39 protein-coding genes are annotated in these 23,600 nt (G+C 68.1%); 16 read left to right on the top strand and 23 right to left on the bottom strand.

Annotation, left to right across the window (positions count from 1 at the left end; translation table 11 throughout):
- Positions 1–213 precede the first annotated feature (213 nt).
- The gene (locus tag ACRXBZ_RS17535; protein WP_433880005.1) at positions 214–417 is read left to right on the top strand and encodes a hypothetical protein; all 204 of its coding nucleotides are present in this window, start codon (positions 214–216) and stop codon (positions 415–417) included.
- A 153-nt stretch (positions 418–570) separates the two neighbouring features.
- Here ACRXBZ_RS17535 and yczE read toward each other — a convergent pair whose 3' ends face one another.
- Positions 571–1,218 (bottom strand): membrane protein YczE, encoded by a 648-nt coding sequence (gene yczE, locus ACRXBZ_RS17530; RefSeq protein WP_433880004.1) that lies wholly within the window; start codon positions 1,216–1,218, stop codon positions 571–573.
- A gap of 61 nt (positions 1,219–1,279) precedes the next feature.
- Here yczE and yczR point away from each other — a divergent pair, with 61 nt between their 5' ends.
- Entirely contained in the window at positions 1,280–2,725 is a 1,446-nt protein-coding gene (gene yczR, locus ACRXBZ_RS17525; protein ID WP_433880003.1) for a MocR-like transcription factor YczR, read from the top strand.
- Positions 2,726–3,225: 500 nt separating this feature from the next.
- Here the strand turns inward: yczR and ACRXBZ_RS17520 are convergent, their stop codons facing one another.
- A complete protein-coding gene (locus ACRXBZ_RS17520) occupies positions 3,226–3,966 on the bottom strand; it encodes a hypothetical protein (protein ID WP_433880002.1) in 741 nt (246 codons plus the stop codon).
- A gap of 267 nt (positions 3,967–4,233) precedes the next feature.
- On the opposite strand from ACRXBZ_RS17520, the gene ACRXBZ_RS17515 reads away from it, so the two are divergent.
- Genes ACRXBZ_RS17515 through ACRXBZ_RS17500 form a run of 4 tightly spaced genes read left to right on the top strand, consistent with a single transcriptional unit; the run spans position 4,234 to position 5,993 of the window.
- Positions 4,234–5,358: a S8 family peptidase gene (locus tag ACRXBZ_RS17515; protein ID WP_433880001.1), complete on the top strand. Its 1,125-nt coding sequence runs from the start codon at positions 4,234–4,236 to the stop codon at positions 5,356–5,358.
- Between the two features lie 44 nt (positions 5,359–5,402).
- On the top strand, positions 5,403–5,591 hold the full coding sequence (locus ACRXBZ_RS17510) for a hypothetical protein (RefSeq protein ID WP_433884150.1): 189 nt from the start codon (positions 5,403–5,405) through the stop codon (positions 5,589–5,591).
- 52 nt (positions 5,592–5,643) lie between these two features.
- A complete protein-coding gene (locus ACRXBZ_RS17505) occupies positions 5,644–5,775 on the top strand; it encodes a hypothetical protein (RefSeq protein ID WP_433884149.1) in 132 nt (43 codons plus the stop codon).
- Positions 5,776–5,783: 8 nt separating this feature from the next.
- Positions 5,784–5,993: a hypothetical protein gene (locus tag ACRXBZ_RS17500; protein WP_433884148.1), complete on the top strand. Its 210-nt coding sequence runs from the start codon at positions 5,784–5,786 to the stop codon at positions 5,991–5,993.
- Positions 5,994–6,182: 189 nt separating this feature from the next.
- Here ACRXBZ_RS17500 and ACRXBZ_RS17495 read toward each other — a convergent pair whose 3' ends face one another.
- The 6 genes from ACRXBZ_RS17495 to ACRXBZ_RS17470 all read right to left on the bottom strand — a co-directional run bounded on the left by ACRXBZ_RS17495 (position 6,183) and on the right by ACRXBZ_RS17470 (position 8,795).
- Positions 6,183–6,371: a hypothetical protein gene (locus ACRXBZ_RS17495; RefSeq protein ID WP_433880000.1), complete on the bottom strand. Its 189-nt coding sequence runs from the start codon at positions 6,369–6,371 to the stop codon at positions 6,183–6,185.
- Between the two features lie 254 nt (positions 6,372–6,625).
- Entirely contained in the window at positions 6,626–7,084 is a 459-nt protein-coding gene (locus ACRXBZ_RS17490) for an Imm1 family immunity protein (protein WP_433879999.1), read from the bottom strand.
- The gene (locus ACRXBZ_RS17485; RefSeq protein WP_433879998.1) at positions 7,081–7,827 is read right to left on the bottom strand and encodes a DddA-like double-stranded DNA deaminase toxin; all 747 of its coding nucleotides are present in this window, start codon (positions 7,825–7,827) and stop codon (positions 7,081–7,083) included. The genes ACRXBZ_RS17490 and ACRXBZ_RS17485 overlap by 4 nt, the downstream gene beginning before the upstream one ends.
- Before the next feature lie 280 nt (positions 7,828–8,107).
- Positions 8,108–8,458 (bottom strand): hypothetical protein, encoded by a 351-nt coding sequence (locus ACRXBZ_RS17480; protein WP_433879997.1) that lies wholly within the window; start codon positions 8,456–8,458, stop codon positions 8,108–8,110.
- Positions 8,455–8,670 carry a hypothetical protein gene (locus tag ACRXBZ_RS17475; protein WP_433879996.1) on the bottom strand — a complete coding sequence of 72 codons (216 nt, stop codon included), beginning with the start codon at positions 8,668–8,670 and terminating at the stop codon, positions 8,455–8,457. The genes ACRXBZ_RS17480 and ACRXBZ_RS17475 overlap by 4 nt, the downstream gene beginning before the upstream one ends.
- On the bottom strand, positions 8,667–8,795 hold the full coding sequence (locus ACRXBZ_RS17470; RefSeq protein WP_433884147.1) for a hypothetical protein: 129 nt from the start codon (positions 8,793–8,795) through the stop codon (positions 8,667–8,669). Before ACRXBZ_RS17470 ends, ACRXBZ_RS17475 begins: the two co-directional genes overlap by 4 nt.
- Here ACRXBZ_RS17470 and ACRXBZ_RS17465 point away from each other — a divergent pair.
- From ACRXBZ_RS17465 to ACRXBZ_RS17455, 3 genes are all read left to right on the top strand, one after another.
- The gene (locus ACRXBZ_RS17465; RefSeq protein WP_433883905.1) at positions 8,764–8,940 is read left to right on the top strand and encodes a DUF397 domain-containing protein; all 177 of its coding nucleotides are present in this window, start codon (positions 8,764–8,766) and stop codon (positions 8,938–8,940) included. The two genes, ACRXBZ_RS17470 and ACRXBZ_RS17465, sit on opposite strands and share 32 nt — an antisense overlap.
- Before the next feature lie 306 nt (positions 8,941–9,246).
- A complete protein-coding gene (locus ACRXBZ_RS17460; RefSeq protein WP_433879995.1) occupies positions 9,247–9,465 on the top strand; it encodes a hypothetical protein in 219 nt (72 codons plus the stop codon).
- Positions 9,440–9,628, top strand: coding sequence for a hypothetical protein (locus tag ACRXBZ_RS17455; RefSeq protein ID WP_433879994.1), 189 nt, complete (start codon positions 9,440–9,442; stop codon positions 9,626–9,628). The genes ACRXBZ_RS17460 and ACRXBZ_RS17455 overlap by 26 nt, the downstream gene beginning before the upstream one ends.
- A 466-nt stretch (positions 9,629–10,094) precedes the next feature.
- Here the strand turns inward: ACRXBZ_RS17455 and ACRXBZ_RS17450 are convergent, their stop codons facing one another.
- Entirely contained in the window at positions 10,095–10,268 is a 174-nt protein-coding gene (locus ACRXBZ_RS17450; RefSeq protein WP_433879981.1) for a hypothetical protein, read from the bottom strand.
- 133 nt (positions 10,269–10,401) lie between these two features.
- Between ACRXBZ_RS17450 and ACRXBZ_RS17445 the strand changes: the two genes are divergently transcribed.
- Both ACRXBZ_RS17445 and ACRXBZ_RS17440 read left to right on the top strand, forming a co-directional pair.
- Complete coding sequence (locus ACRXBZ_RS17445) at positions 10,402–11,166, top strand: hypothetical protein (RefSeq protein WP_433879980.1); 765 nt, start codon at positions 10,402–10,404, stop codon at positions 11,164–11,166.
- Complete coding sequence (locus ACRXBZ_RS17440) at positions 11,159–11,428, top strand: hypothetical protein (protein ID WP_433879993.1); 270 nt, start codon at positions 11,159–11,161, stop codon at positions 11,426–11,428. Before ACRXBZ_RS17445 ends, ACRXBZ_RS17440 begins: the two co-directional genes overlap by 8 nt.
- A 118-nt stretch (positions 11,429–11,546) precedes the next feature.
- On the opposite strand, the gene tgmC is transcribed toward ACRXBZ_RS17440, so the two are convergent.
- The 6 genes from tgmC to ACRXBZ_RS17410 all read right to left on the bottom strand — a co-directional run bounded on the left by tgmC (position 11,547) and on the right by ACRXBZ_RS17410 (position 15,050).
- Entirely contained in the window at positions 11,547–12,695 is a 1,149-nt protein-coding gene (tgmC, locus tag ACRXBZ_RS17435) for an ATP-grasp peptide maturase system methyltransferase (protein WP_433879992.1), read from the bottom strand.
- On the bottom strand, positions 12,586–13,662 hold the full coding sequence (gene tgmB, locus ACRXBZ_RS17430) for an ATP-grasp ribosomal peptide maturase (RefSeq protein WP_433879991.1): 1,077 nt from the start codon (positions 13,660–13,662) through the stop codon (positions 12,586–12,588). The genes tgmC and tgmB overlap by 110 nt, the downstream gene beginning before the upstream one ends.
- Positions 13,663–13,665: 3 nt before the next feature.
- Complete coding sequence (tgmA, locus tag ACRXBZ_RS17425) at positions 13,666–13,971, bottom strand: putative ATP-grasp-modified RiPP (protein ID WP_433879990.1); 306 nt, start codon at positions 13,969–13,971, stop codon at positions 13,666–13,668.
- 301 nt (positions 13,972–14,272) lie between these two features.
- Positions 14,273–14,611 (bottom strand): hypothetical protein, encoded by a 339-nt coding sequence (locus ACRXBZ_RS17420; protein ID WP_433879989.1) that lies wholly within the window; start codon positions 14,609–14,611, stop codon positions 14,273–14,275.
- Positions 14,608–14,817 carry a hypothetical protein gene (locus ACRXBZ_RS17415; RefSeq protein WP_433879988.1) on the bottom strand — a complete coding sequence of 70 codons (210 nt, stop codon included), beginning with the start codon at positions 14,815–14,817 and terminating at the stop codon, positions 14,608–14,610. The genes ACRXBZ_RS17420 and ACRXBZ_RS17415 overlap by 4 nt, the downstream gene beginning before the upstream one ends.
- Positions 14,814–15,050 carry an HC3 family zinc finger protein gene (locus ACRXBZ_RS17410; protein WP_433879987.1) on the bottom strand — a complete coding sequence of 79 codons (237 nt, stop codon included), beginning with the start codon at positions 15,048–15,050 and terminating at the stop codon, positions 14,814–14,816. The genes ACRXBZ_RS17415 and ACRXBZ_RS17410 overlap by 4 nt, the downstream gene beginning before the upstream one ends.
- Before the next feature lie 113 nt (positions 15,051–15,163).
- On the opposite strand from ACRXBZ_RS17410, the gene ACRXBZ_RS17405 reads away from it, so the two are divergent.
- Complete coding sequence (locus ACRXBZ_RS17405; RefSeq protein WP_433879986.1) at positions 15,164–16,015, top strand: helix-turn-helix domain-containing protein; 852 nt, start codon at positions 15,164–15,166, stop codon at positions 16,013–16,015.
- Entirely contained in the window at positions 16,012–16,206 is a 195-nt protein-coding gene (locus tag ACRXBZ_RS17400) for a DUF397 domain-containing protein (protein ID WP_433879985.1), read from the top strand. The genes ACRXBZ_RS17405 and ACRXBZ_RS17400 overlap by 4 nt, the downstream gene beginning before the upstream one ends.
- A 63-nt stretch (positions 16,207–16,269) precedes the next feature.
- On the opposite strand, the gene ACRXBZ_RS17395 is transcribed toward ACRXBZ_RS17400, so the two are convergent.
- Entirely contained in the window at positions 16,270–16,422 is a 153-nt protein-coding gene (locus ACRXBZ_RS17395; protein WP_433879984.1) for a hypothetical protein, read from the bottom strand.
- A 291-nt stretch (positions 16,423–16,713) separates the two neighbouring features.
- Here ACRXBZ_RS17395 and ACRXBZ_RS17385 point away from each other — a divergent pair, with 291 nt between their 5' ends.
- Positions 16,714–17,088: a hypothetical protein gene (locus ACRXBZ_RS17385; protein WP_433879982.1), complete on the top strand. Its 375-nt coding sequence runs from the start codon at positions 16,714–16,716 to the stop codon at positions 17,086–17,088.
- A 476-nt stretch (positions 17,089–17,564) separates the two neighbouring features.
- Here the strand turns inward: ACRXBZ_RS17385 and ACRXBZ_RS17380 are convergent, their stop codons facing one another.
- Entirely contained in the window at positions 17,565–17,738 is a 174-nt protein-coding gene (locus ACRXBZ_RS17380; RefSeq protein WP_433879981.1) for a hypothetical protein, read from the bottom strand.
- Between the two features lie 133 nt (positions 17,739–17,871).
- Between ACRXBZ_RS17380 and ACRXBZ_RS17375 the strand changes: the two genes are divergently transcribed.
- Both ACRXBZ_RS17375 and ACRXBZ_RS17370 read left to right on the top strand, forming a co-directional pair.
- Positions 17,872–18,636, top strand: a complete 765-nt coding sequence (locus tag ACRXBZ_RS17375; RefSeq protein WP_433879980.1) for a hypothetical protein — start codon at positions 17,872–17,874, stop codon at positions 18,634–18,636.
- Complete coding sequence (locus ACRXBZ_RS17370) at positions 18,629–18,886, top strand: hypothetical protein (protein WP_433879979.1); 258 nt, start codon at positions 18,629–18,631, stop codon at positions 18,884–18,886. Before ACRXBZ_RS17375 ends, ACRXBZ_RS17370 begins: the two co-directional genes overlap by 8 nt.
- A 154-nt stretch (positions 18,887–19,040) precedes the next feature.
- On the opposite strand, the gene ACRXBZ_RS17365 is transcribed toward ACRXBZ_RS17370, so the two are convergent.
- From ACRXBZ_RS17365 to ACRXBZ_RS17340, 6 genes are all read right to left on the bottom strand, one after another.
- Entirely contained in the window at positions 19,041–19,496 is a 456-nt protein-coding gene (locus ACRXBZ_RS17365) for an NUDIX hydrolase (RefSeq protein WP_433879978.1), read from the bottom strand.
- Positions 19,497–19,578: 82 nt separating this feature from the next.
- On the bottom strand, positions 19,579–20,220 hold the full coding sequence (gene tmk, locus ACRXBZ_RS17360; RefSeq protein WP_433879977.1) for a dTMP kinase: 642 nt from the start codon (positions 20,218–20,220) through the stop codon (positions 19,579–19,581).
- Positions 20,217–21,677 carry a B12-binding domain-containing radical SAM protein gene (locus ACRXBZ_RS17355; protein ID WP_433879976.1) on the bottom strand — a complete coding sequence of 487 codons (1,461 nt, stop codon included), beginning with the start codon at positions 21,675–21,677 and terminating at the stop codon, positions 20,217–20,219. The genes tmk and ACRXBZ_RS17355 overlap by 4 nt, the downstream gene beginning before the upstream one ends.
- Positions 21,655–22,470, bottom strand: a complete 816-nt coding sequence (locus tag ACRXBZ_RS17350) for a DNA glycosylase family protein (RefSeq protein ID WP_433879975.1) — start codon at positions 22,468–22,470, stop codon at positions 21,655–21,657. Before ACRXBZ_RS17350 ends, ACRXBZ_RS17355 begins: the two co-directional genes overlap by 23 nt.
- A gap of 356 nt (positions 22,471–22,826) precedes the next feature.
- Positions 22,827–23,171 carry a hypothetical protein gene (locus ACRXBZ_RS17345; protein ID WP_433879974.1) on the bottom strand — a complete coding sequence of 115 codons (345 nt, stop codon included), beginning with the start codon at positions 23,169–23,171 and terminating at the stop codon, positions 22,827–22,829.
- Complete coding sequence (locus ACRXBZ_RS17340) at positions 23,168–23,407, bottom strand: hypothetical protein (RefSeq protein WP_433879973.1); 240 nt, start codon at positions 23,405–23,407, stop codon at positions 23,168–23,170. Before ACRXBZ_RS17340 ends, ACRXBZ_RS17345 begins: the two co-directional genes overlap by 4 nt.
- Between the last annotated feature and the right edge of the window lie 193 nt (positions 23,408–23,600).

The raw sequence follows: 23,600 nt of genomic DNA, 5'->3' as shown, positions 1-23,600 counted from the left end.
CCGCGCCCGTCGTCAGCCTGTGACGTTGGAGCACTGGTCCGGAAACGTTCGCCGCCACCGGGCTGGAGACGGGGTCCGACCGACCTGATGACTGTCGTGCCTCGGCGGTAGCTTGATCGACGGCATCGATACGGGAGGGCGGGCTGCAACAGGGATGGTGGCCACCCGGCACGATCGCCGCGATCTGACCGCGAGCCGGTCGCGTTCGCGACCGTGGAAGGATCGAGACATGCCGGGCAACGACGAGCCCGCGCGCTGTGCTTCACCTGCGGCGGACTCCGGAAGCTCGGCGAGCCGCGGATGTACGTCGTGCAGGCCACCGAGGACATGCGGACGGGGATGACCACGGGCGAGTGGCGGACCCGCCCGCAGTGCCAGGGCACGGGCCACCTGTCAAGCCTGTATCCGCCTGCCTGACCTGCACCGCCGCACAAGACGAGGCGGAAACCAAGTAGGGACGCCCCCGCGCTCAACCGGCCTGGGGGTTACCGGGAGTGCGGGGGCGTCAAGGTCCACCCCTGGGGGTCAGGTGGACGGCGTCCATGCTACTTCGTGGTATCCCGGATGTCTCTAGGGGCAGAGATCTTTTTTCTCCCGGACCGCCGCGAATCGCAGGAAGAACTGGGCCAGCGGCCCGATGGCGAGCGCGTAGAGCACGGTGCCGACGCCCACCGTGCCGCCCAGCAGCCACCCGGCCGCGAGGACGCAGAGCTCGATCAAGGTGCGGACCAAGCGCACCGACCAGCCAGTTCGGGCGTGCAGGCCGGTCATCAGCCCGTCCCTCGGACCCGGTCCGAGCCGCGCGCCGACGTAAACTGCCGTCGCGAAGCCGTTGAGCACGATGGCGCCGATCATCACCGAGATCTGCCCCGGTAGCGCGTCGATCGGTGGGGTGAGGCCCAGGGTGGTGTCCACCGAGATGGCGATGACGACAACGTTGGCGACCGTGCCGATGCCGGGCCGTTGCCGCAGCGGCAGCCAGGCGAGCAGGACCGCGACGCCGGTCAGCGCGGTGACCGCCCCGAAGCTCCAGCCGAGGCGTTGCGCCAGGCCCTGGTGCAGCACGTCCCACGGGTCCAGGCCGAGTTGCGCCCGCACCATGAACCCCATGCTGGCTCCGTAGAGCACCAGACCGCCGATGAGCTGCCCGAGCCGGAGCAGCGGGCGGGTCCGGATGGAGAGCGGTGAGAGGTCCACAGGGGTCGAGATCGAGGCCATGAGGACTTTCTAGAACAGAATTGGCCTTGTCGTCGATAGCCAATCAACTACAATTGGCCTTATGGTCTTCGCCCCGTCCGCGCACATCCCCGGCCGCAAGCTCGTCGAGCTGCTCGGTTCCTGGGACGGAACAGCACGCCCGTCCTCCCAGGCGCTGGCCGCGGCGCTGCGGCAGCTGGCGTTGGACGGCCGACTGCCGCCGGGGACTCGACTTCCGGCGGAACGCGAGCTCGCCGATGCCCTCGGGGTCAGCAGGACCCTGATCGCGCGGGCGCTCGACCGGCTCCGGGAGGACGGTTTCGTGGCCAGCCGGCGCGGCGCCGGGTCGTGGGTGAAGCTGCCGGACCAGGAGCGCGACAACGAATCCCACGGTGGCTGGTTCCCTACCGCGGGCACCGAGGTGCTGAACCTCGCGCAGGCCACGCCGAGCGCACCGCCGGAACTGTGCGCTGCGGTGGATCGGGCGCGCTTGCGGTTCGCAGAGCACCTGTCCGGTCACGGCTACCAGCCGCAAGGCCTGCCGGTGCTGCGCGAGCGGATCGCCGAGCGCTACGCGAAGCGGGGACTACCGACAGGCCCGGAGCAGATCCTCGTCGCCAACGGGGCGCAGCACGGCTTCGCGCTCCTGTTGCGGATGCTGGTGTCGCCGGGCGAACGCGTGCTCGTCGAGCACCCGACTTACCCGAACGCGCTGGAGGCGATCCGCGGCCTCAACGCGACCCCCGTCGCGGTGCCGATGGTCGAGGACGGCTGGGACGTGGAGCTGCTCGCCGCCAGCCTGCGGCAGACATCACCGCGGCTGGCGTACCTGATCCCGGACTTCCACAACCCGACCGGCGTCCGGCTGGATGCGGGCGGCCGGGCCCAGCTCGCCAGGGCGCTGGCCCGCACCTGCACAACAGCGGTCATCGACGAGACGCTCGCCGAGATCGACCTCACCGGCGCCGAAGCGCCGCTACCGATGGCCGCGTTCACCGATCGGGCAATCCTCGTCGGGTCGGCCAGCAAGTCGTTCTGGGGTGGCCTCCGGCTCGGCTGGATCCGCGCGTCCGAGGACTTCGTGCAGCGCATGGTGATCGGCCGCGCCGCGATGGACCTCGGCAGCCCGATCCTCGAACAGCTGGCTCTGGCGGAGCTGCTGCAGGACGCCGACCAGGTGCTGGAGCGCCGGCGCGTCGAGTCGATCGAGCGCCGCGACTGCCTCATCGCGGCATTGCGCGAGCACCTGCCGCATTGGCGCTTCCGCGTCCCCGACGGTGGCCTGGCCCTGTGGTGCGACATCGGAGCACCGGTCAGCAGCCGGCTTTCGGTGGCCGCGGAGCAGCACGGTGTGCGGGTGGCACCGGGGGCGCGTTTCTCGGTGTACGGGTCGCTGGAGCGCTGGATGCGAGTGCCGTACACGTTGCCGGGCGACCAGCTGGAAGAGGCGATCCGCCGCCTCACCGCGGCGACGGCATCGGTGCCCGAAGGCCCCGGCAACACCATCCTGACGGCGCCGATCGCCTGAGAACAGGTGTGCGCAAATTGGCTTGTGTGGCGGTGCGGGTGGCGGAACCCCGGACGCCGTCTGGACTCCGGAAGCCCCACTCGTAAATGTCTGATACGCGGCATTGGGGCTGGCCTCGCCAAGAACCCCGACGGGGCGGGCACAGCCTGAGAACCCGAGGCGGTGCAAGTTGTGAAGGGGCGGCAAGCGGCTTCGCCGCTTGCCTGACGCCCACCTCACCACACAATTTGCGCTACCTCTAAAACGGCGGGCCGCCCGTCGGCACGGCCCCTCGTCGTGCCGACGGGCGGTTTCGGGCGCCGCCCCGGTGCCGCAGGGGCATTGCGGCACCGGGGCTTTGGGGACCGGGCCCGGTCCTCGGCGTTGCGTCTGGTCATTGACGTTGCCGGGGATGGGCCGGGGCGCCCCCGATTCCGATCCGGCCGGGCGCAGACGGCCGGCTCGGAGCTGGTGGGTGCGGATGTTTCCCAGCATTGCCGCCGCAGCGGCTCGGCGCAGCGTCAGTCGGGCGATGTCGATGGTTCGAAGGACAAGATGCCGGTCGTCGGCCGGGTTTCCCGGTTGTCGACGCCGGTGGACACCGGTCCGGACGGGCTCGGGTCGGCCGGCAGGATCACCAGCAGGCCGCGTAGCCCGCCGCCCCAGGAGGTCGATCCTGCGGACAGCGTAGTGGCCGGTGCGGGGGACACCGGAGGCTCCGGTGCCGGTTCGGTTGGCGGGGTGACGCGGGACGGGGCTGACTCGTCCGGGCCCCTCGGCTTCGGGATGATCCGAACGGTCGCATCGGGGACCGGGGACTGCTTCGGGCGCGGCGCGGCCTGGTCGTTGCTGGTCGGCGCGGCCGTGCGCTGCTGGACCGGCAGCGGGGGTGGCGGCGGCACCGGCGGGGCGCTGTCATTTTCGTCGGTGACCGCGGCGGGCTGATCGGGGTCGGCGTTCGGCGGCGCCGGGGCCTCGATGCGGGGCGGTTCGATCTCGGGTTTCTCGACCACGGGCCGCGCGACCGGGTCGAGTTCGGGCCACGCGGGGGCGGGGTTCGCGGGGACGGGGTTCGCCATCGGGTCGAGGACGATTTGCTCCACCTCGACCCGGAGGTGGTCGTTCTCGGGCAGTTCAAGGGCATCGGCCGCTGCTGCCGCACCGAGCCATCCGGCGATGCTCAGGCCGCCGATGAACGCGGCCCGTACCGCGAGCGCGCTGAGCCGCGACCAGGGACCGCGCTGCGCGCAGGTTCCTGTCACGGTTACCACCGCCTGTCGGTCGGGTCCGCGCGGCAGTGCGCGGCGTCGGCGTCGGGCGCGCCGGGGGTGATCGGCGCGGTATGGGCATTCAACCACCTGCGGTGGCCGTTTCGGGCCACCTACAGCGACGAGATCGGTGGTTGGTCTTGCATTCTCCACGCAATCGGGCTAGTGGGAAAGATCTCACGCGCCGTCGGACGGGTGAGTCGGCTACCGACGGCGGCGTGTCCGCTGTGGACGGACGGGCCGCCCGGCACAGTGTCCGTTGTGGATCAAGAAGCTGAAATTCGGCTCAGCGTAGGCGAACTCCAGCAGGTGTGGGCTGCCTATGGGCATGATCTGCTGCTGCACGATCCCGGTGGGAGCGGCGAGTGCCTGGTGCGGCGGGGCGAGCTGATCGCGCCGGCCAGCGTCCTGGATCCGGTGCTCGACCGGTACCGCCGTTGGGTCGACTATGTGCAGCACGACGACGAGTTGCTGCTGGCCAGGGTTCGGTTGCGCGGCGCGGAGCGGGACCGGTGCGTCGACCTCGCCCGGGAGGCCAGCGTCGCCGTCAACCACGTGCACTTCGGTTGTCCGGTCATGTTCGGCACGCCAGTGATGTTCGGGACCGGGGCGGATGCGCTGCCCGGGCCGGTGCTCCCGGAACCGCCGGTGGGGCAGTGGGATCCGCCGGTCGTGGTCGGCGTGCTCGACACGGGGTTCGATCCGCATCCGTGGTTCCGGGATCGGCCCTGGTTCGAGGCCGTGCCGGAGGAATTGGACGCCGACGGCGACGCCGGTCAGGACCGCCAGGCGGGGCACGGCACGTTCGTCAGCGGTGTGGTGCTGCAACATGCGCCGGGCGTGGTGATCCGGGCGCGCCGGGTGCTTTCTTCGCTCGGGTTCACCGACGACTACACCGTCGCGGCAGGGCTGCGTTCGTTGCGGCGTTCGGCCGAGGCCCGCGGCGAACGCATCGGTGTCGTCGTGCTGACGGCCGGATGTCACACCGCGGATGACGGGTGCCCTCCGATCTTGCGCGGCGAACTGCGCAACTGGCGTGGCACCGTCGTGGTCGCGGCGGCCGGGAATCACGCTCAGAGCAGGCCTTTCTGGCCTGCCGCGCTGCCGTCGGTGATCGCGGTGGCGGCGACCGGTGACGACGGCGCGGTCGCCGGGTTCTCCAATTCCGGGACTTGGGTCGATGCCGCCGCGACCGGGGTGGACGTGGCGAGTAGCTTCGTGCGGCTGGTCCCCGGTGGTGGGCGTCGGTTCGGCTATGCGCGTTGGAGCGGAACGTCCTTCGCCGCGCCGCAGGTGGCTGCCGCCGTTGCGAATGCCTTGCGTGAGGGTCGCGATCCGGACGAGGCACGCGATCTTGCCCGTGGGCATTACCCGTTCGAGCGGTAAGCGAAGTAAATCTGTAAGCACCTCGACGCCGAGCTCATGGGCCCGTGGAGGACGGCAAGCCGTCCGGCTGGGGCACGCTCACCGGCCCGCGGACCGTGGTCGCGATGCTGGTGGACCTGCACGACGCGCTGCTAGCTGCGCAGCCCAGCCGCTACCCCGGCAGCAAGGTTCGGGTGTCTTCGGTCGACGCGATCCGCAACAACAACGGTTTGATCTTCCGACTTCCCCGCTGATCGCCGCCGCGGCAAGACCGACCGGGCCGCAGTCGTCTCCGCGCTGCGCCCGGTGCTCGCCGACGTCGTTGGCCCGGTCATGGCCGAGTCCGTCCGCGCCGCGCTCGGCGCAGACAACCAGGACCAGGCCGAGGCGATCGTCACCGAGCTGGCGCAGCGCCTCGCCGGAAAGGACGCTGCCTGATCTGCCTGATGTCCGACCAGCTCACCGCGTGGCTTCGCACGATCATTCCCCGCCGCCTGGTCCGCACTGATCGCCTGACTGATCAACGTCGGGCCCCCGACTGGCTCACCGATCCGCTCGGCGACGCCGGGCCGACACTGGTCGTGCCTCTCGTGCTCGGCGCGGTCTACGCGTTGCTGCGCAAAGCGGAGCCGCACATGTCGCCGATGCTGACTTGAGTTCTGCTCGGTTCGAACACGCCGCCCACCTACCCGCCGGCCGCGACGGAGGGTGACGCTGGCGATGTGACAGCGGGCCCCACGTCTTCGCGTGGATGAGACCGCCCCCCATCCTTCCGGTTCGTCGGTCAGATGCAGGGGCGATTCTGTGCGGCGCCCTGCTGAGGGATGGTCTAGATCGGGCGCCATTCACTGCCCAGATTGCTCTTCGTGATGGGCTCGTGAGTCCAGCCGGTCCAGTGCCACGGCAAGATCGATCAGGCGCAGGGTGGCGGCGTGGTTCTGGTCGCTGGTGTGTTTCAGTTCTTCGGTCCATTGGGTGCGGAGTGGTTCAAGGCGTGCACGCCGGTCGGCGTAGGGGTTTCCTGCGGTCACCATGACACCTCCTCCCGGCGATATTTCCTCCCGGTTGTCCAGCATGCGCCGCCGCGCAGACGAACACCACCGGTCCGGTGCACTGGACCAGCCACCGCCCCACACGGCCCGTTTACTCGCGCCCGGCCGCCGAGTAGCATCCCGTTGCCCGGCCACCGCATCATCCCCCATTGGTCGTGGCCGGGTCCAAATGCGAGCGCCCCCGCATCCTTCCGGTTCGCCCGGCCGGATGCGGGGGCGCATTCGTCGTTTTCGGGTCAGTACCACTCGCCGGGTTGCCACTGCACGCACGTCGGCCGCGCCCCGGTACGGCAGTACTCGGCGATGGCCTCGCGCACCCTCTCCAGAGGCAGGGACGCCGAGGCCGGGAAGTCAATCCCGTCGGTGTCCAGCGGCAGGACCGCGGTGTCCGGTCCAGCGTCGGGGTTGTAGGAGTCGACCAGGTCGCCGTCCGGCCTGTCCCGGTCGACGTAGTTGAGCGCGCCCCAGCCGGTCGGCGAAGTAGACACTCGTAGGCGTCCGGTGGGAAACGCGGGGCCGCCAGGCTCGAAGTGCCCGCGGCACGGCCGGTCCCACACATAGACCGCGCAGACCGGCCGCGGCGGATCCTCGACGATCCGCCGCACCAGCGCGTCGACCTCTTCAAGAGTGCCCGCGTAGTGGAATTCGGAGTGGAACACGACGGTAATCACGGTCGCTGTGTCCGTTGCGGTCATGGTCTGGCTTCTCCGTGAATCTCAATCGGTTTCGTAGCGCCTGGCTGCCACACCACCAGGACCGAGCCGAGGGGCAGGATGGCACGCACCGCCGCGCCACATCCGGTGTCCATGTTGCAGACCGCATTGTTCAGCACGATCACGCCGTACGTCTGCCCGGCTTCGCGCATCATCTGGGCGTATTTGGTCTCCACGTGGGTGATCATCGTCGGCGCGCCTCGATCCGAGTGGGGTGTGAACCGATCGCTGTTGTGCAGGATCAGACGCGCGCTCTCCGAGATGTCTTCCAGGCCGCTGGTGATGCGGAACTCGGTGCCGTCGCGGTCGTAGCCGAAGCCTGTCGTCTGTCCGCCTTCCCAGCGGGGTAGTCGGTTGCGCGCCTGCTCGACCCACCGTCGGTCGTGGGCGGCGTCTGTAGGTACCCGGCCCGCGGTTGAGGGGTGTGCGGCGCTGGGCGGGGTGGAGTCGACGGCCTGCTGGATTTCCAGACCTCGGCGGTAGGTGGTGATCAGCTCGATCACGCAGGTTGCCGCCTGGTAGGCGTGGATCAACTCGTCGCTGGTCGGCTCCACCGCCGCGAGGACTTCCAGTGCCGCCGGGTCGGCGGTGCCTTCCAGTGCGAACCCCAGGACTTCACCGGCTTCGTCGCAGGCGTCCTGTGCGGCGGTGAGAAGGCCGAGGGCGGCCGTGATCCGATCAACCACCTGCGCCAATGCCTGATCGAGATCACCGACCGCCGACACTTCGCCCTCCTCTTGAAGTTCGCCGCGCCGGATAGCGTGGCAGGTCCCCCGGCGTGGTGGAGTCGGTTGCGGCGCACTGCCGCTCGTCGTCCCAGCTACGGCCGCCATGTCGGGTCGGTCGGCCGTTCCGCGCCGGGGAGCTGGGGTGGATGGTCAGACGACGCCGGGGGGCCTCCGTCGCCTGACCATCCGTGTACCTGGCCGACCTGTCGGTAACGGCGCAGGCACGTGGTTGCGGCGGGAACGTCGGCCGTGGATCGACTGCGACGTCCCCACCGAGTCAGAGGGAGAGGTTGTGTAGCGCGGCCAGGAGACGGCGCATCATTCCTGGATGACGGGCCATCGCCTCGCGGTCATCGACCGGCAATCCAGACTCGATTAGTGGCAGGTGCCGGGTTTCCTCGACGGCGAGCGCATCGGCCAGATCTCCACGTATCTGGACGATCCGCGGCTCGCGGAGCCGATGCCGGCCATGTCCGCGCATCTCGGCCTCCACCCGCGCGACCAGGTAGGCGACCGTCAACGCACCCTCGCCGCTACCGGCGTGCTGTGCCGGGGCGTAGTAGAACGTCGCCCACAGCGCGAGCACACCGACGCCGAGCAGGCTTGTCGCGACCAACGCGGCGATCATCGACCTGTCCTCTCGCCGTCGATCACGCGCGGCGGAACGTAGGTCGCGCTCTGGTCCCGCAGCAGCTCGGCAATCTCGTGGAGCAGCGCCGCGGTTTCGGTGTACTGCTCGTCGGCGACGGTCTGCTCGCGCACGTCGTCGGCGAGGACCTCCAGCACAGCCGAGGCACGCACCAACAACTCGTGCAACTGCGGTTGCACCTGCGCGCTCATCGCGCACCCACCGCCGGCGGCATCGGGACCCCGGCGAGCACGTGCGCTGCCGCGTTGCAGTCCGGGCACGTGTCCCACAGCCATGCGAGTTCGGTGTTGTCGGCGATCAGCTGGTGGCCGCACACAAGCACCTGTGTGGAGGTCGGGCGTGTTGCCGATGGTGCCGCGGTGCGCGACACCAAGGATCGCGCCGCCGGCTACTTCACCACGACGGCGGGCCAGTGGTCGGCGTTCGTGGATGCGATCAAGGCCGGCCGTTTCAAAGGCTGACCCTGCATAGGGAAGCGCCCGCCCGGTAGTCCTGTTACCGGGCGGGCCCTCTTTTCGACCTACCGCTGGACATGACCGCGGCTACGGTCACTATCTCCAGTAGTAGCTACCGTGTGCCGTCCATCGGGTCGGGCTGTATTGGAAGATGTGGAAGGCCATACCCTTGCCTTTGGCGATGAACGAGGCCCCGACGACTGGTCGACAAGCACCGCCAGGCGCGGCACCCACGGCTCACCGGCGACCGGCTCCCACGCCGTGGTCCCCGGGCCGCATCCGTGGTTCGGGGATCGGCCCTGGTTCGAGGCCGTGCCGGAGGAATTGGACGCCGACGGCGACGCCGGTCAGGACCGCCAGGCGGGGCACGGCACGTTCGTCAGCGGTGTGGTGCTGCAACATGTGCCGGGCGTGGTGATCCGGGCGCGCCGGGTGCTTTCTTCGCTCGGGTTCACCGACGACTACACCGTCGCGGCAGGGCTGCGTTCGTTGCGGCGTTCGGCCGATGATCAACGCCGCTGGCCAGGCTGATCCCGCGAAGGTCGTCTCCTCGCTGCGCCCGGTGCTGGCCGACGTCGTTGGCCCGGTCGTGGCCGAGCCCGTGCGCGCCGCGCTCGGCGAGGACAACGCCGAGCAGGCCGAGGCGATCGTCACCGAGCTGGGGCAGCGCCTCGCCGGAAAGGACGCTGCCTGATGCCCGACCAGCTCACCGCGTGGCTTCGCACGGTCGTTCCCGCCGCGCCCCCGCATCCCTTCACCGGGTGCGGGGCGTGTTCGTCGTTTCCGGCGGCGGTTAGATGGTCAGGCTCCATTGATGTTTGCCGTGTGGTTCGTTGATCCACACCCATTGGGTATCCGCAGTGACGGTGAGACCCAGCCGCGACCAACTGGGGCTGCCGAGGTCGCGCCAGAGCTCATGGGCCCGTTCGACGATTGGCCACAGCGGCGTCGGCCCGTGCTCGACCAGTGGCCAGGATCCAATGGTGGTGGCGGTGAGTTATTCGGTCGTAGGGCGCGTGGTCGGGCAGACCGTCCGCGCCGTCCTGGGCGGCGATCTGCGACTGCCGAATGCCAAGCGGCGGATCGGATGTCGCCCGCCTGCTGCAACTGATCTGCCAGGCGCCGCGCGTGCACCGGCCATTTGAGGTCTATCGTCGTGGTCACGGCTGTCCCTTCGTCAGGAGATCGGCCAGTTGGCCGGTCAGATCTACTCCGGTGTGGTGCTCCAGAAATCCGTATTGGCCAGTGGGATTCAGCTCAAGCAGCGTCCATTTGCCGTCCGCGCCGATGACGAAGTCGAACGCGCCATAGACCAGGCCGAGTTCACGCAGCATGCCACGGACTCCGGTCGCGACGTCGGTCGGCGGTTCGGTGACGGTGTAGCTGTTGGTGTCGTAGTCGGTGCGTCAGTCGACATATCCGGCGTCGCTGCCCGCGTGGATGGTGAAGGGTTTGGGATGTGATCGCATGACCTGGCGCGTAGCACGCTCGCTGGAAACCCTGCGCGAGCAGCTCAACACCGCATTCCCCGGCCGCAGCAAGGCATCCGACGGCAGCATCGGCGACGCCGCGCTTGCCTCCCGCAGCAGTGACCACAACCCGTGGCACGTCGTCGGCGGCATCGGCGTGGTCACCGCCGGCGACTTCACCCACGACCTGGCCCACGGCATGGACATTGACCGGATCACCGACGAGCTCGCTGCGAGCCGCGACCCGAGGATCAAATACCTCATCGCCAATGGGTTGATCCTCGACTCACGTCCGGGAAACAACCCGTGGAAGTGGATGCCCTACACCGGCGCGAACCCGCACCGCAAGCACTTCCACATCAGCGTGGTTGCCGAGCTGTGCGACGACGACCGCCCGTGGAACCTGCCCAGTTTCAACACCACCACCGCCCCGAACGTTGTGGAGGATGCTGTGTCCTATGAGGACGCCAAGCGAGCTATCGTCGATGTGCTGTGGCGCGAACTGCACGTGTCGCGGGTAGCCGGATCCGAGGTCGAGCTCAGCATCGCGGACGCAGCCTTCAACGGCGACGCCTACGGCTTCCAGAATCGCGCCCTGCTCGCCGCCCAGTCCGGGGCGATCCGCACGCTGGCCGCCGCAGTCACCGGCAGCGAATTCGACGCCGACGAGCTCGTCACCCGCATCGACGAAACGGTGCGCCGGACCATCGCCGACGCGACCATCAACGTCGATGTGAACGTGCGGGGTGGCGAACATGTCTGATCAACTGCGCTCGTGGCTACGCACCGTCGTGCCCGCGGCATGGTCGGCGCTCGTGGCGTGGCTGGTGACCGCCGGCGCCCCAGACTGGATCACCGATCCGCTCGGCGACGCCGGGCCGACCCTGGTAGTACCGATCGTGCTCGCCGCCGTCTACACGCTGCTGCGCTGGGCCGAACCACGGCTATCCGCACTAATCGCGCGGATACTGCTCGGCTCCGCCCGCAGGCCGACCTACATGGACTCGCGCTCGACCGTCGAGTAGCCTCGCCAATGCCCGGCCGCCACACCACCCCCTGGTCGCGGCCGGGAACCAAACACGATCGCCCCCGCATCCTTCCGGTTCACCGGTCGGGTGCGGGGGCGCGTTTGTCGTTTCCGGGTCAGGTGTGGATCGGCCAGCGGTGCGTGCCGTGGGGTTCATCGAGCCAAACGTACTGCTCGGTCGGTGTCACGGTGAGCCCGAACCGCTCCCATCCGGGCCGTTCGCGCTGTACCCACGTGGTATATGCGTTTTCGACGGTCTTCCACAGTGGCCGCGGTCCGCCTTCGCGGACTCGGTACGCTCCGCCGTCGGGTTCCAGGTCGATTTCCGCCCAGGATCGGTCGGCCGTTGCGATCCACGCGGCGGTCGGGGCCCGCACCGGATCGCTTCCGGTGTAGCCGCAGGACACACCGGCCCCGATTTCGAGCGCCACGAGAAACCAGACGACGAGGTTCTGCAAGGTCTCCGGTGAGATGGTGGTTTTGCGCTCCGCAGCATCGGAGCGGTCGCGTGGCCGGGAGACGCTGGTGTATGCCTCGCCCTGTTTCCGCAGCCCCATGAACGCCGCATAGGTTCGGTCGAATCGTCCTTCGGCACCCTCATCCGTTCGCCGCAGCAACGCGAGGCTTCCCGCGTTAACCGCTGGTTTCACGTCCGTGAGGATCAGACCGCCGGGCCGGGTCTGCTCGACCCACGCCCAAGGCACGGCGGGAACCGAACAGGTCGCAATGATCCGGTCGAACGGGGCATGCTCCGGCAAACCGCCCGCGCCATCGACCGTGACCAACGTCGGTTGGTAACCGATAGCCGCCAGGCGGGAGCGGGCCGCCTCCACCAGGTCATCGTCGACATCGACACTGAACACCCGGTCGTCGCCGAGCCGGTGGGACAACAGCGCAGCGTTGTATCCGGTGCCTGTCCCGATTTCCAGCACCCGCTGTCCGTCGTGCACGTCGAGCGCTTCGAGCATTCGCGTCATCAGCCCAGGCTGTGACGACGAGGACCGCACCACCTGCCCCGCATCGCCCTCAGACAGCGCGGTGATCAGGACCGCGTTCGAATACACCAGGCTCAACCACGCCTCGCGACCGGCGGGTGTGCTGGTCTCTGCCAGCTGCCAACCGCCCCCCTCGTGGACGTAGTACGCCGGGACAAATTCATGCCGAGGTGTGCCCTCGACCGCCGCCCGCCATTCGGGGGACGTGAGCTTGCCCTGCTGCACCAGCGCATCCGCGAGGCCGCGGGCCTTCGGCTTCCAGTCGATCACGTGTCGTTTCCTCCTTTCCCGTCTGGAGAAGGTCGGCAAGCGCCTCGGTGATCGGCGCGCCGGTCCGAGCTTCCAACCATCCATACCGACCTGCGCCATTGGACTCAAGGAAAACCCAGTTCCCGGCGCGGTCCACGCTGAAGTCGAACGCGGCGTAGGCCAGGCCGAAGGCGTCCATATACATCCGCACGCCGGTGTCCACCTCGGGCGGTGTGGGTATCCATTCGTACCGCAGCGCGTCGAAGTCGGCGCGCCAGTCCACATACGCGGCCGGGGAATCCGCGTGGATGGCGATGGTGAACACCTGATCCCCGACTACGACCACCCGCGCCTCATAGTCCTTGTCGACCCACTGCTGGATCTGGTGGGCGGTCAGCCCGATGCCGCCGAGATCACGCAACGCCGCCTCGTCGAGCCTGCGGGTAAAGGCGATCTTGAGCTTGTCGTCTTCGGTCAGCGTGTTCGCCGCGAACGACTTCTGCACCACCCCGGTCGTGGTGTTCTCGGCGAAGCGGCGTACCGCGGTCGGCGCGTTCGTCACCAACGTGTCCGGCACGATAAGGCCGCACGCGGCGGCCGTGACCAGTTGAAGCGGCTTATACATCGCATCGGCCGCCCGGTTCGGGTGGTTGACCCACAACACCGGCAGCGCGGACAGCACACCGCCGAAGCCGAACTTCGCTTCCCGTGCCGCGTGGGTTCGCCATTGCGACGCCATTCCAGGCGGAAACTGGAATGGAGTCGGCGAGCAGTACCAGATCGAGCGGATGTCCTCCAGCGCCACGCTGCGGTGCTCTGTGGCCAGATGCCCTACCCAGCGGGAAGCGCGGAGTTCCGCGTCAAGCACGAGCCGGTCCGGGAACCAGCTCGTGTTGGCGCGGAACACCGTCACCCCTCGCTGTGTGAGGGTTTGCACCACGGCGTCCACCGGGGCGTCTGCCTCGTCAGCGAAGATGACAACCGTCATTGCTTATAGTTCTTCCCAGTCGTAGTGCTCTTCCGGCCCTTCGTCGCCGTCGCTGCTGGCCTTGGTCTTCCAGTCCTTATCCATGCGCTCGACCAACGGCACACCCGAACCGTCCACGTCCACCGCCACCTGCTGGGTGTGGCAGTAATCGAAGTCCGGGCGAATCGGCAACGGGCGATCCTGGGTCACTCGCAAGCCGAACGGCCGCGCAGCCTCGTCAACAACCTCCACCGTCTCACCGTCGGTGTGCGGCGCGCCTGCGAAACGGCCGCTTGCCGAAGCGAGCGGATCGTCAATGAACGTAGTCACGATCTGTTCCTTTCCTTGTACTGTCGTTCTTCCCACCCGGCCCCATTTCTGGGAACCGCTGGTTGGGTCACCAGGGCCGTTCGGGTGCGGCACCGTGTAGCCGGGTGGGTGCCCCCGGCACGGGTGGGATCGGGTGCGGCGCCGTTGCCGCGCGTCGAACCCCACTAATTAGCCACAACACGAGTTCCGGGTGGCTGCCCCGCGCCGGGGAGTTTGGAATCGGCGGGGATGCACCGAGGGGCGATGCACCCCCGCCGAACGGTCCGGTGCCGGTCGGGGGATTCACGGCACCGAGCCGGGTCTACGGGCTTTGCAGGGCGGTGAGCAGCCGTCGCAGCATTCCGGGGTGTCGTGCCATCGCTTCCCGGTCATCGACCGGCAAACCTGACTCGATTAGTGGCAGGTGCCGGGTTTCCTCGAGGGCGAGCGCATCGGCCAGATCGCCGCGCATGACGACCGGCTCGCGGAGCCGATGCCGGCCATGTCCGCGCGTCTCGGCCTCCACCCGCGCGACCAGATAGGCGACCGTCAGCGCACCCTCGCCGCTACCGGCGTGCTGTGCCGGGGCGTAGTAGAACGTCGCCCACAGCGCGAGCCCGCCGACGCCGAGCAGGCCGCTTGCGATCAACGCGGCGATCATCGCTTTGCCTCCGATATGTCGATAACAAGCGGTTCCGGCGGCTTTCCGTCACCGCGCAGCGCAGCGGTCACCATCGCGAGCTGGTCGCCGAGTTGCCGGATTTCGTCGTCACTCCATAGACCGCGCTCGACGTCGTCGGCGGCGTAGCCGAGCATGAACACCGTTGCGCGGATCATGCGCCCGATGTGGGCGTGCTCGGCGCTCATCGCGCACCCGCCGCCGGCGGCATCGGGACCTCGGCGAGCACGTGCGCCGCCGCGTTGCAGTCCGGGCAGGTTTCCCACAGCCACGCGCGGTCGGTGTTGTCCGCGATCAGCTGGTGACCGCACAGCGTCGCCACACACACACCGGTCGGGTAGCCACCGCCCGGCCGTGCGTCGATGCTCGCGTGCCGCTGGCCATCCGCCGGAACCCAGCTAAAAGGATGCGGTCGGTACATGGCGCCCCCGTTGCTAGTGAGTGTTACCGATCAGCATCCCGCTGCGGTAACACGGGAGCAATTCCCCAATAAGGTGATCGAGTTTTGGTCCCAAACCCGGATACGATCGCAGCGTGGCCGGAAACACTGGGAAGACACCGAAGGCACGCGCCCTCGGCGCTGAGCTGCGCGAAGCCCGCGAGGCGGCAGGGCTCAGTCAGCGCAAGGTTGCGTCGCTGGCAACAATCTCGAACGCGTCGCTGTCACGCTACGAGACCGGGGATCGGGTGCCCAGCCCCGAAGATGTGGCGAGCATCCTCACGGCGGTTGGCGCCGGTGCTGCCGTGCGTGACCGACTGGTCGAGATGGCGCGCGACGCCGCCGAACCCAACTGGCTCCTTGCTGGTGCGAGCGGCACCCGCACGGAGCTAACCACCCTGATCGAGTTCGAGCGGACTGCGTCGCGGATCATCGAGGTCGCTCCGATGCTGATCCCTGGTCTGCTGCAAACCTCCGACTACGCCCGCACCATCATGTCGGGTCTGCCAGCTCACGAGCTCGAGACGTGGGTGACGATGCGCGTCGGCCGGCGGGACGTCCTGACGCGCCGCAACCCGGTGCGGTTCGATGCTGTAATCGCCGAGCACGTGCTGTACCAACCGATCGGTGGGCCAGATGTCATGGCCGACCAACTGCGTCACATCGCAAAGATGGCCGAGCTACCAAACGTTTGCGTGCAGATCGTCCCGAGCAGCACGCAGGCTTGGCACCTCGCGCTGGAAGGCGCGTTTATCCTTTTCGAGTTCCCGAAGGCGTCACCGATCGTCAACCTGGAACACTTCCGGTCATCTGCGTTCCTGTACGACGACGGGGATATCCATGACTACGCCCAAGCGGGGGATACCCTCCGGCAAGCGGCGATGAGCCCCGAAGCCTCAGTGGAGCTCATCGCCCGTAGTGCCGAGTTGATGGAGGAACAGAGTTGACGGTACACCCGACGAACTGGCGCAAGGCAAGCTACTCCGGCCAGCAATCCGCATGTGTAGAAGTCGGCAGCATTGCCGACGGCGCTGCGGTCCGTGACACGAAGAACCGCGCCGCCGGATACTTCACAACCACCACCGACCAGTGGTCGGCGTTCGTCGCCGCGATCAAGGGCGGCAGGTTCGACGCCTGACCCACAACAAAGAAGCGCCCGCCCGGTAGTCCTGGTACCGGGCGGGCGCTTCCGTTTTCGCGGTCACCACCGCCAGTAGTAACGGCCGTGCACTGTCCACCGGTTCGGGGCGCACTGGAAGATGTGGAAGGCCATGCCCTTGCCCTTGGCTATGAACTGGTCGCGGCGCAGCTTCTCCCGCAACACGCCGTCGTAGGCCCGTTGTCGTCGAGCCACCGTTCGTACTGCTTTAGGCGCCGCTGATTGGAGTCGATGCCGCTGCGACCGGGGTGGACGTGGCGAGTAGCTTCGTGCGGCTGGTCCCCGGTGGTGGGCGTCGGTTCGGCTATGCGCGTTGGAGCGGAACGTCCTTCGCCGCGCCGCAGGTGGCTGCGGCCGTTGCGAATGCCTTGCGTGAGGGTCGCGATCCGGACGAGGCACGCGATCTTGCCTGTCGGCATTACCCGTTCGAGCGGTGATTGGCGCGAAGTGAATCTGTAAGCACTTCGACGCCGAGCTCATGGGCCCGTGGAGGACGGCAAGCCGTCCGGCTGGGGCACGCTCACCGGCCCGCGGACCGTGGTCGCGATGCTGGTGGACCTGCACGACGCGCTGCTAGCTGCGCAGCCCAGCCGCTACCCCGGCAGCAAGGTTCGGGTGTCTGCGGTCGACGCGATCCGCGACAACAACGGTTTGATCTTCCGACTTCCCCGCTGTTCGCCGCCGCGGGCAAGACCGACCCGGGCCGCAGTCGTCTCCTCGCTGCGCCCGGTGCTGGCCGACGTCGTTGGCTCGGTCGTGGCCGAGTCCGTGCGCGCCGCGCTCGGCGAGGACAACGTCGAGCAGGCCGAGGCGATCGTCACCGAGCTGGGGCAGCGCCTCGCCGGAAAGGACGCTGCCTGATGCCCGACCAGCTCACCGCGTGGCTTCGCACGGTCGTTCCCGCCGCCTGGTCCGCAGCCCCCGCATCCCTTCACCGGGTGCGGGGCGTGTTCGTCGTTTCCGGCGGCGGTTAGATGGTCAGGCTCCATTGATGTTTGCCGTGTGGTTCGTTGATCCACACCCATTGGGTATCCGCAGTGACGGTGAGACCCAGCCGCGACCAACTGGGGCTGCCGAGGTCGCGCCAGAGCTCATGGGCCCGTTCGACGATTGGCCACAGCGGCGTCGGCCCGTGCTCGACCAGTGGCCAGGATCCAATGGTGGTGGCGGTGAGTTATTCGGTCGTAGGGCGCGTGGTCGGGCAGACCGTCCGCGCCGTCCTGGGCGGCGATCTGCGACTGCCGAATGCCAAGCGGCGGATCGGATGTCGCCCGCCTGCTGCAACTGATCTGCCAGGCGCCGCGCGTGCACCGGCCATTTGAGGTCTATCGTCGTGGTCACGGCTGTCCCTTCGTCAGGAGATCGGCCAGTTGGCCGGTCAGATCTACTCCGGTGTGGTGCTCCAGAAATCCGTATTGGCCAGTGGGATTCAGCTCAAGCAGCGTCCATTTGCCGTCCGCGCCGATGACGAAGTCGAACGCGCCATAGACCAGGCCGAGTTCACGCAGCATGCCACGGACTCCGGTCGCGACGTCGGTCGGCGGTTCGGTGACGGTGTAGCTGTTGGTGTCGTAGTCGGTGCGTCAGTCGACATATCCGGCGTCGCTGCCCGCGTGGATGGTGAAGGGTTTGGGATGTGATCGCATGACCTGGCGCGTAGCACGCTCGCTGGAAACCCTGCGCGAGCAGCTCAACACCGCATTCCCCGGCCGCAGCAAGGCATCCGACGGCAGCATCGGCGACGCCGCGCTTGCCTCCCGCAGCAGTGACCACAACCCGTGGCACGTCGTCGGCGGCATCGGCGTGGTCACCGCCGGCGACTTCACCCACGACCTGGCCCACGGCATGGACATTGACCGGATCACCGACGAGCTCGCTGCGAGCCGCGACCCGAGGATCAAATACCTCATCGCCAATGGGTTGATCCTCGACTCACGTCCGGGAAACAACCCGTGGAAGTGGATGCCCTACACCGGCGCGAACCCGCACCGCAAGCACTTCCACATCAGCGTGGTTGCCGAGCTGTGCGACGACGACCGCCCGTGGAACCTGCCCAGTTTCAACACCACCACCGCCCCGAACGTTGTGGAGGATGCTGTGTCCTATGAGGACGCCAAGCGAGCTATCGTCGATGTGCTGTGGCGCGAACTGCACGTGTCGCGGGTAGCCGGATCCGAGGTCGAGCTCAGCATCGCGGACGCAGCCTTCAACGGCGACGCCTACGGCTTCCAGAATCGCGCCCTGCTCGCCGCCCAGTCCGGGGCGATCCGCACGCTGGCTGCCGCAGTCACCGGCAGCGAATTCGACGCCGACGAGCTCGTCACCCGCATCGACGAAACGGTGCGCCGGACCATCGCCGACGCGACCATCAACGTCGATGTGAACGTGCGGGGTGGCGAACATGTCTGATCAACTGCGCTCGTGGCTACGCACCGTCGTGCCCGCGGCATGGTCGGCGCTCGTGGCGTGGCTGGTGACCGCCGGCGCCCCAGACTGGCTTACCGATCCGCTCGGCGACGCCGGGCTGACCCTGGTAGTACCGATCGTGCTCGCCGCGGTCTACGCCGGACTTCGCAAGGTGGAGCCGCATTTACCGCCGTGGGCGACCCGCGTTCTGCTCGGTAGCAACACCCCACCCAGCTACCAAGACGCCCGGTAGCGCAACGCCCCCGCCAGAGCTGGCCACTTCTCCTGGTCAGCTCGGCGGGGGCGTTCTCTGCGTCTCCGGTCGGTGTAGGGAGACACACCTGGATTAGAACACTGTTCAGTCTTTAATCGCTATTTGCCGTGAACGTGGCTGGCCCGACCCCGCCTTACGGTGCGGTTAGTGCTGGTTGGTTCCAACCCATCACGCTGAACGGGATCCCGTCGCGGTAGGCATGGATGCCGGCGGCAGGGTACGGGATGAGTGCCTCGGGGAGCTGGTCGAGATCGAACCATGCGATGGTGTGGCACTTGTCCGGTTCCTGGTTGACGGGCTCGCCGATCCACCGCGTGGCTTCGAAGAACACGCCCAACCGGGGTTCGACGCCGGAGTCGTTGACGTGGATGGTGTGGACGTGCCGAAGCGCAGCGGGGTCGATCAGCACGCCGACTTCCTCGTCCGCTTCCCTCACTGCTGCGGTGAGAACGGATTCTGCGGCATCGACCTTGCCTGACGGCAGGTGCCACATGCCGTCGCCGTAGTTGCCGCGCCGCTGGGTCAACAGGACCTCGCTGCCGTGGCGTACGAGCAGCACGTGCACGTCGATGATGGTGCGATGGGGCATCCGGCAGGTCCTCACGGATCGCGGTCTACGGGCCGATCCCGGGGCTGAGCGGGAACGCCGCGGCCCCGGGATCGGTGGGAGCCTACGCCGTAGCCGCCGAGGCGCTGCGGTCATCCGCTAGCTCGGTGATGCGTGCTGTGACCTGCTCGGCGAGCGCCTCAGGTGCCACGGCGCTGGTGTCGAGTAACCAGAGCGGCCAGCCCAGTTCATCCAAGCGTGTGATCGCGTCTTGGTAGAGCTCCGCTTCGGTCCTGCTCGTGTTCAGGCCGTTCTCGAACCGGCCGTGCGAGCCGCGAACGCGGATCCGCTCCGCAGTGACGGCAGGGTCGGCGGTGAGCACCACAGCCAGGTCGGGGATATCAGCGTGGACGTTGAGTGCCTGGACGTAATCGGCTGGTACGCCGTCCATCCGCTGCAAAACCAAGGATGATGCCATGTACCGGTCGCACAGCACGATGAAACCGCCGCGCAGCTGTGGCCGGATCTCGCTGTCGAGGTGGTGATAACGGTCGGCGGCTACCAGGCACGCCAGAGCGAGGCCGTGGTAGGTGTTGGTGCCGTACCGGGCGATCTCGCCGAGGGGTGCGCGGGACGGTTCGGTGGTGGCGTGGACCGGGTAGCCGCGCTCCGTGAGCCGTTCGGTGACGAGCTGGACGAGGGTGGACTTGCCGGCACCGCCGAGCCCGTCGACGGTGACCAGCATTCCGGGCTGCTGTGGCCTCATGCGTGCACCTTCCGTTCGTGCTGGGCCTGGGTGAGGTTGACCAGGTTGTGGCGGACGTAGTCGATCGAGGCTTCGGAGAGCTGGACGTTGACGGAGAAGTTGAACTCGTCGCGCTCGCGCATCGCTTCGTCAGCGCCTCCACTGGTGAGGTCGACGGCGGAGTAGTTGAGCAGCTGCGCGGCGGTGTAGCGGCCGGATTTCATGAGCCGGGCCCAGTCGGGAGTTCCCGGATAGGGCCGGTACTCGAACGCCGAGGCGCGGAACCGACCGGGCAACGAATCAGTGAGGTCCCAGAGCTGGTGGACCAGCTGGACGGTGTCGGTGATCTCTGCCTCGGTCTCACCGGGGAAGCCGAGGATGAAATAGCCCTTGACATTGATGCCGCGCTCGGTAAGCCGCCGCACCACGGTGGTGGCCATGTCCGGGGTGATCCGCTTGTCGATGGCGGCCAGGACACGCGGATTACCGGACTCCACACCGAGCGCGACTTCCCGAAGTCCGTTGCGGGCGAGGGTGTCCAGCGTGGTGTCGCTGGCCCGGTGCAGCACGTTGATCCGCCCGGTGGCGTCCCAGACCGCCCAGTCACCGACGCGCTCGGCGGTGAACGCGGTCATCATCGTGTCGATCACCCGCCGCGCGCCGAGGAAGAGGTCATCGACGAACCGAAACGCGGTGACCCCGGTACCGCGCAACAGGTCCATCTCTTCCAGGATGTTGTCGGGCTCGCGGGTTCGGATGCTGGTGTCCGGGTTCGCCGAGACCGCCGCACCGCAGAACGAGCAGTTGTACGGGCAACCGCGGGCGCCGACCATGTTGGCCTCCCAGCGGTTGGCCTCGAAGTGCGGATCCTGCGTGAGGAAGGCGCGGTCGACGAACGGCAGCCGGTTGATGTCCGGGGCCAGGTGGTGGCCCGTTCCGGGTTGCCCGCCGGTCACCGGGGTTTTCATCACGGGGTCGAGCCACATGACGCCGGGCAGCGTGCTGCGGCGGCGGTGGTCTTCGAGTAGTTCGGCGACGCGGGTTTCGGCTTCACCGAGCACGAGCGCTTCGCAGCGAGCCATCCGAGGATCACGCAGGATCTCGGTCGGCATCGCCTTGGCCTGATGCCCGCCGAGCATGATCTTGATTGTGGGGTCGAGGGCGGCGGCCAGCTGTGCGCTGATCTCGTAGGTGGGAGCCAGCAGGTTGAACCCGACCCAGCGGGGCGCGAGGTCGTTGATGAGCTGGGCGGTTCGGCCGATTCCGAACCCGTGGGCTTCGGCGTCGAGTACCCCGACGTTCATGCCGCGGTGGGCGGCGTAGGTGGCGATGTAGCCCATGCCGAGCACGGGCAGCGTGAAGTCGTTGACACGTGGGCGTTTGCTGTAGTCGCGCAGCGGCGCGTTGACAAAAAGTGCGTCGATGCGGCGCCCGAAATAGGCACCGACTACGGGGTCACAAGGCGACTCCAGTGGCATGACGAACTCCCCAAGCGAGCGTGAGCAGTGTCCGTTCGGACAACTGATCTCCCGCCAACTCTTGCCACACTCGCGCGAACTGCGATTCGTCGTCGGGCCAGGATCGCCCGGGTGCGAGGCGTTTCGCCCAGGTGCGGACGGCAAGGTCGGCGAACGGATACAGGGCGTAGTCGTTGGTCACGTCGGCGACCGTGGCGCCGGCCGTCCAAGGGCCGATGCGCGGCACGGTCTGGATTTCGGCGGCGAGGTCGGCCGCGGTGAGCTCGGCCCACTTGCTGCCGAACTCCGTGTACGCCTCGGCCGCAGCGCGCAGCGGGCGCCGCTTGAACGCCAGACCCAGGCGGGCGAACTCGTCATCCGGGAGCGAGAGGACGACGGCAGGAGTAGGGAACAGCAGCACCTCACCGGCAGGTGTGTCGATGTGCTCGCCGTGGACGCGGCTGAACTCCCGGTACAGCTTGCGGGCTTGGCCCGCCCGGATCACCTGCCGCACAATCGACGTCGCGATCGCATCCCACAGATCCGGATTGCGAAGCCGGGAGACCCTGCCCGCCGCCCGCAGCCCGTCGGCGACCGGGTCGGTGCCAACCAGATCGGCGGGGTCCATGACATCGAGGACCGGCGCAGTAGCCACCGCGCCGCCGACCGGCCCCACGTCCACGGAATGCCCGCCGTCCCCGGACTCCCGGCACATGATGGCGAACACCCCTGACGCAGTGCGGACGGCGCGGGCGTGCCCGTCGCTGGTGGCGATCCACCCGGGATGGTCGAGCATCACGGTCGTTTGCTGCATGTTGGCGTCTTCCTCTCGGTGTCGCGGGTTGCTCATTCTTGCGGCGGTGGGGATCGGGCGCGGGCAGTACCCGCGAACATGTCGGTGAGCGGCATCCAGAACCTCTCTGGAGAGTGGATCCCCGGCGCGGATGGGATCGGTTGCGGCACCTGCCGCGCGTCGATCCCGCCACGGCTGCCCGTGTCGGAGTCGGGGTTGGCCGTGCCGCGCCGGGAGCTGGGGTGGATGGTCAGACGACGTCGGGGGGCTTCCGTCGCCTGACCATCCGTGTACCTGGCCGACCTGTAGGCGACGGCGCAGGCACATGGTTGCGGTGGGAACACCGGCCGGGATTGGCTGCGGCATTCCCACCGGGCCTATAGCTGCAGCAGCGCGGCGAGCAGCCGCCGCAGCATTCCGGGGTGCCGTGCCATCGCTTCCCGGTCATCGACCGGCAAACCTGACTCGATTAGTGGCAGGTGCCGGGTTTCCTCGAGGGCGAGCGCGTCGGCCAGATCTCCGCGCATCTGCACGGTGCGCGGCTCGCGCAGCCGGTGCCGACCATTACCGCGCGTCTCCGCATCTACCCGCGCAACCAGGTAGGCGACCGTCAACGCACCCTCGCCGCTACCAGCGTGGCGTGCCGGGGCGTAGTAGAACGTCGCCCACAGCGCGAGCCCGCTAACGCCGAGCAGGCCGCTCGCGACCATCGCGGCGATCACCGCATTGCCTCCGATTGGTCGATCACAAGTGGTTCCGGCGGCTTTCGGTCACCGCGCAGTGCAGCGGTCACCATCGCGAGCTGGTCGCCGAGTTGCCGGATTTCGTCGTCGCTCCATAGGCCGCGCTCGACGTCGTCGGCGGCGTAGCCGAGCATGAACACCGTTGCGCGGATCATGCGCCCGATGTGGGCGTGCTCGGGGCTCATCGCGCACCCGCCGCCGGCGGCATGGGGCATTGGGCGAGCACGTGCGCCGCCGCGTTGCAGTCCGGGCACGTGTCCTAAAGCCAGGCGAGTTCGCTTGTGTCGACGCGGATTGGCCGGTCGCACAACGTCGTGACCTTGTCGTCGTCACGCCATCCGCCGGCCGGGTGCTCGTCACTCGTTGCGTGCCGCAGGCCCTCGCTAGGTGTCCAGCTGAATGGGTGGG

It is taken from the genome of Saccharopolyspora hattusasensis (assembly GCF_050972075.1).
Lineage (GTDB): Bacteria > Actinomycetota > Actinomycetes > Mycobacteriales > Pseudonocardiaceae > Saccharopolyspora > Saccharopolyspora hattusasensis.
The sequence above is the reverse complement of the archived record's forward strand: the minus strand, read 5'-3'. Positions and strand labels throughout refer to the sequence as shown.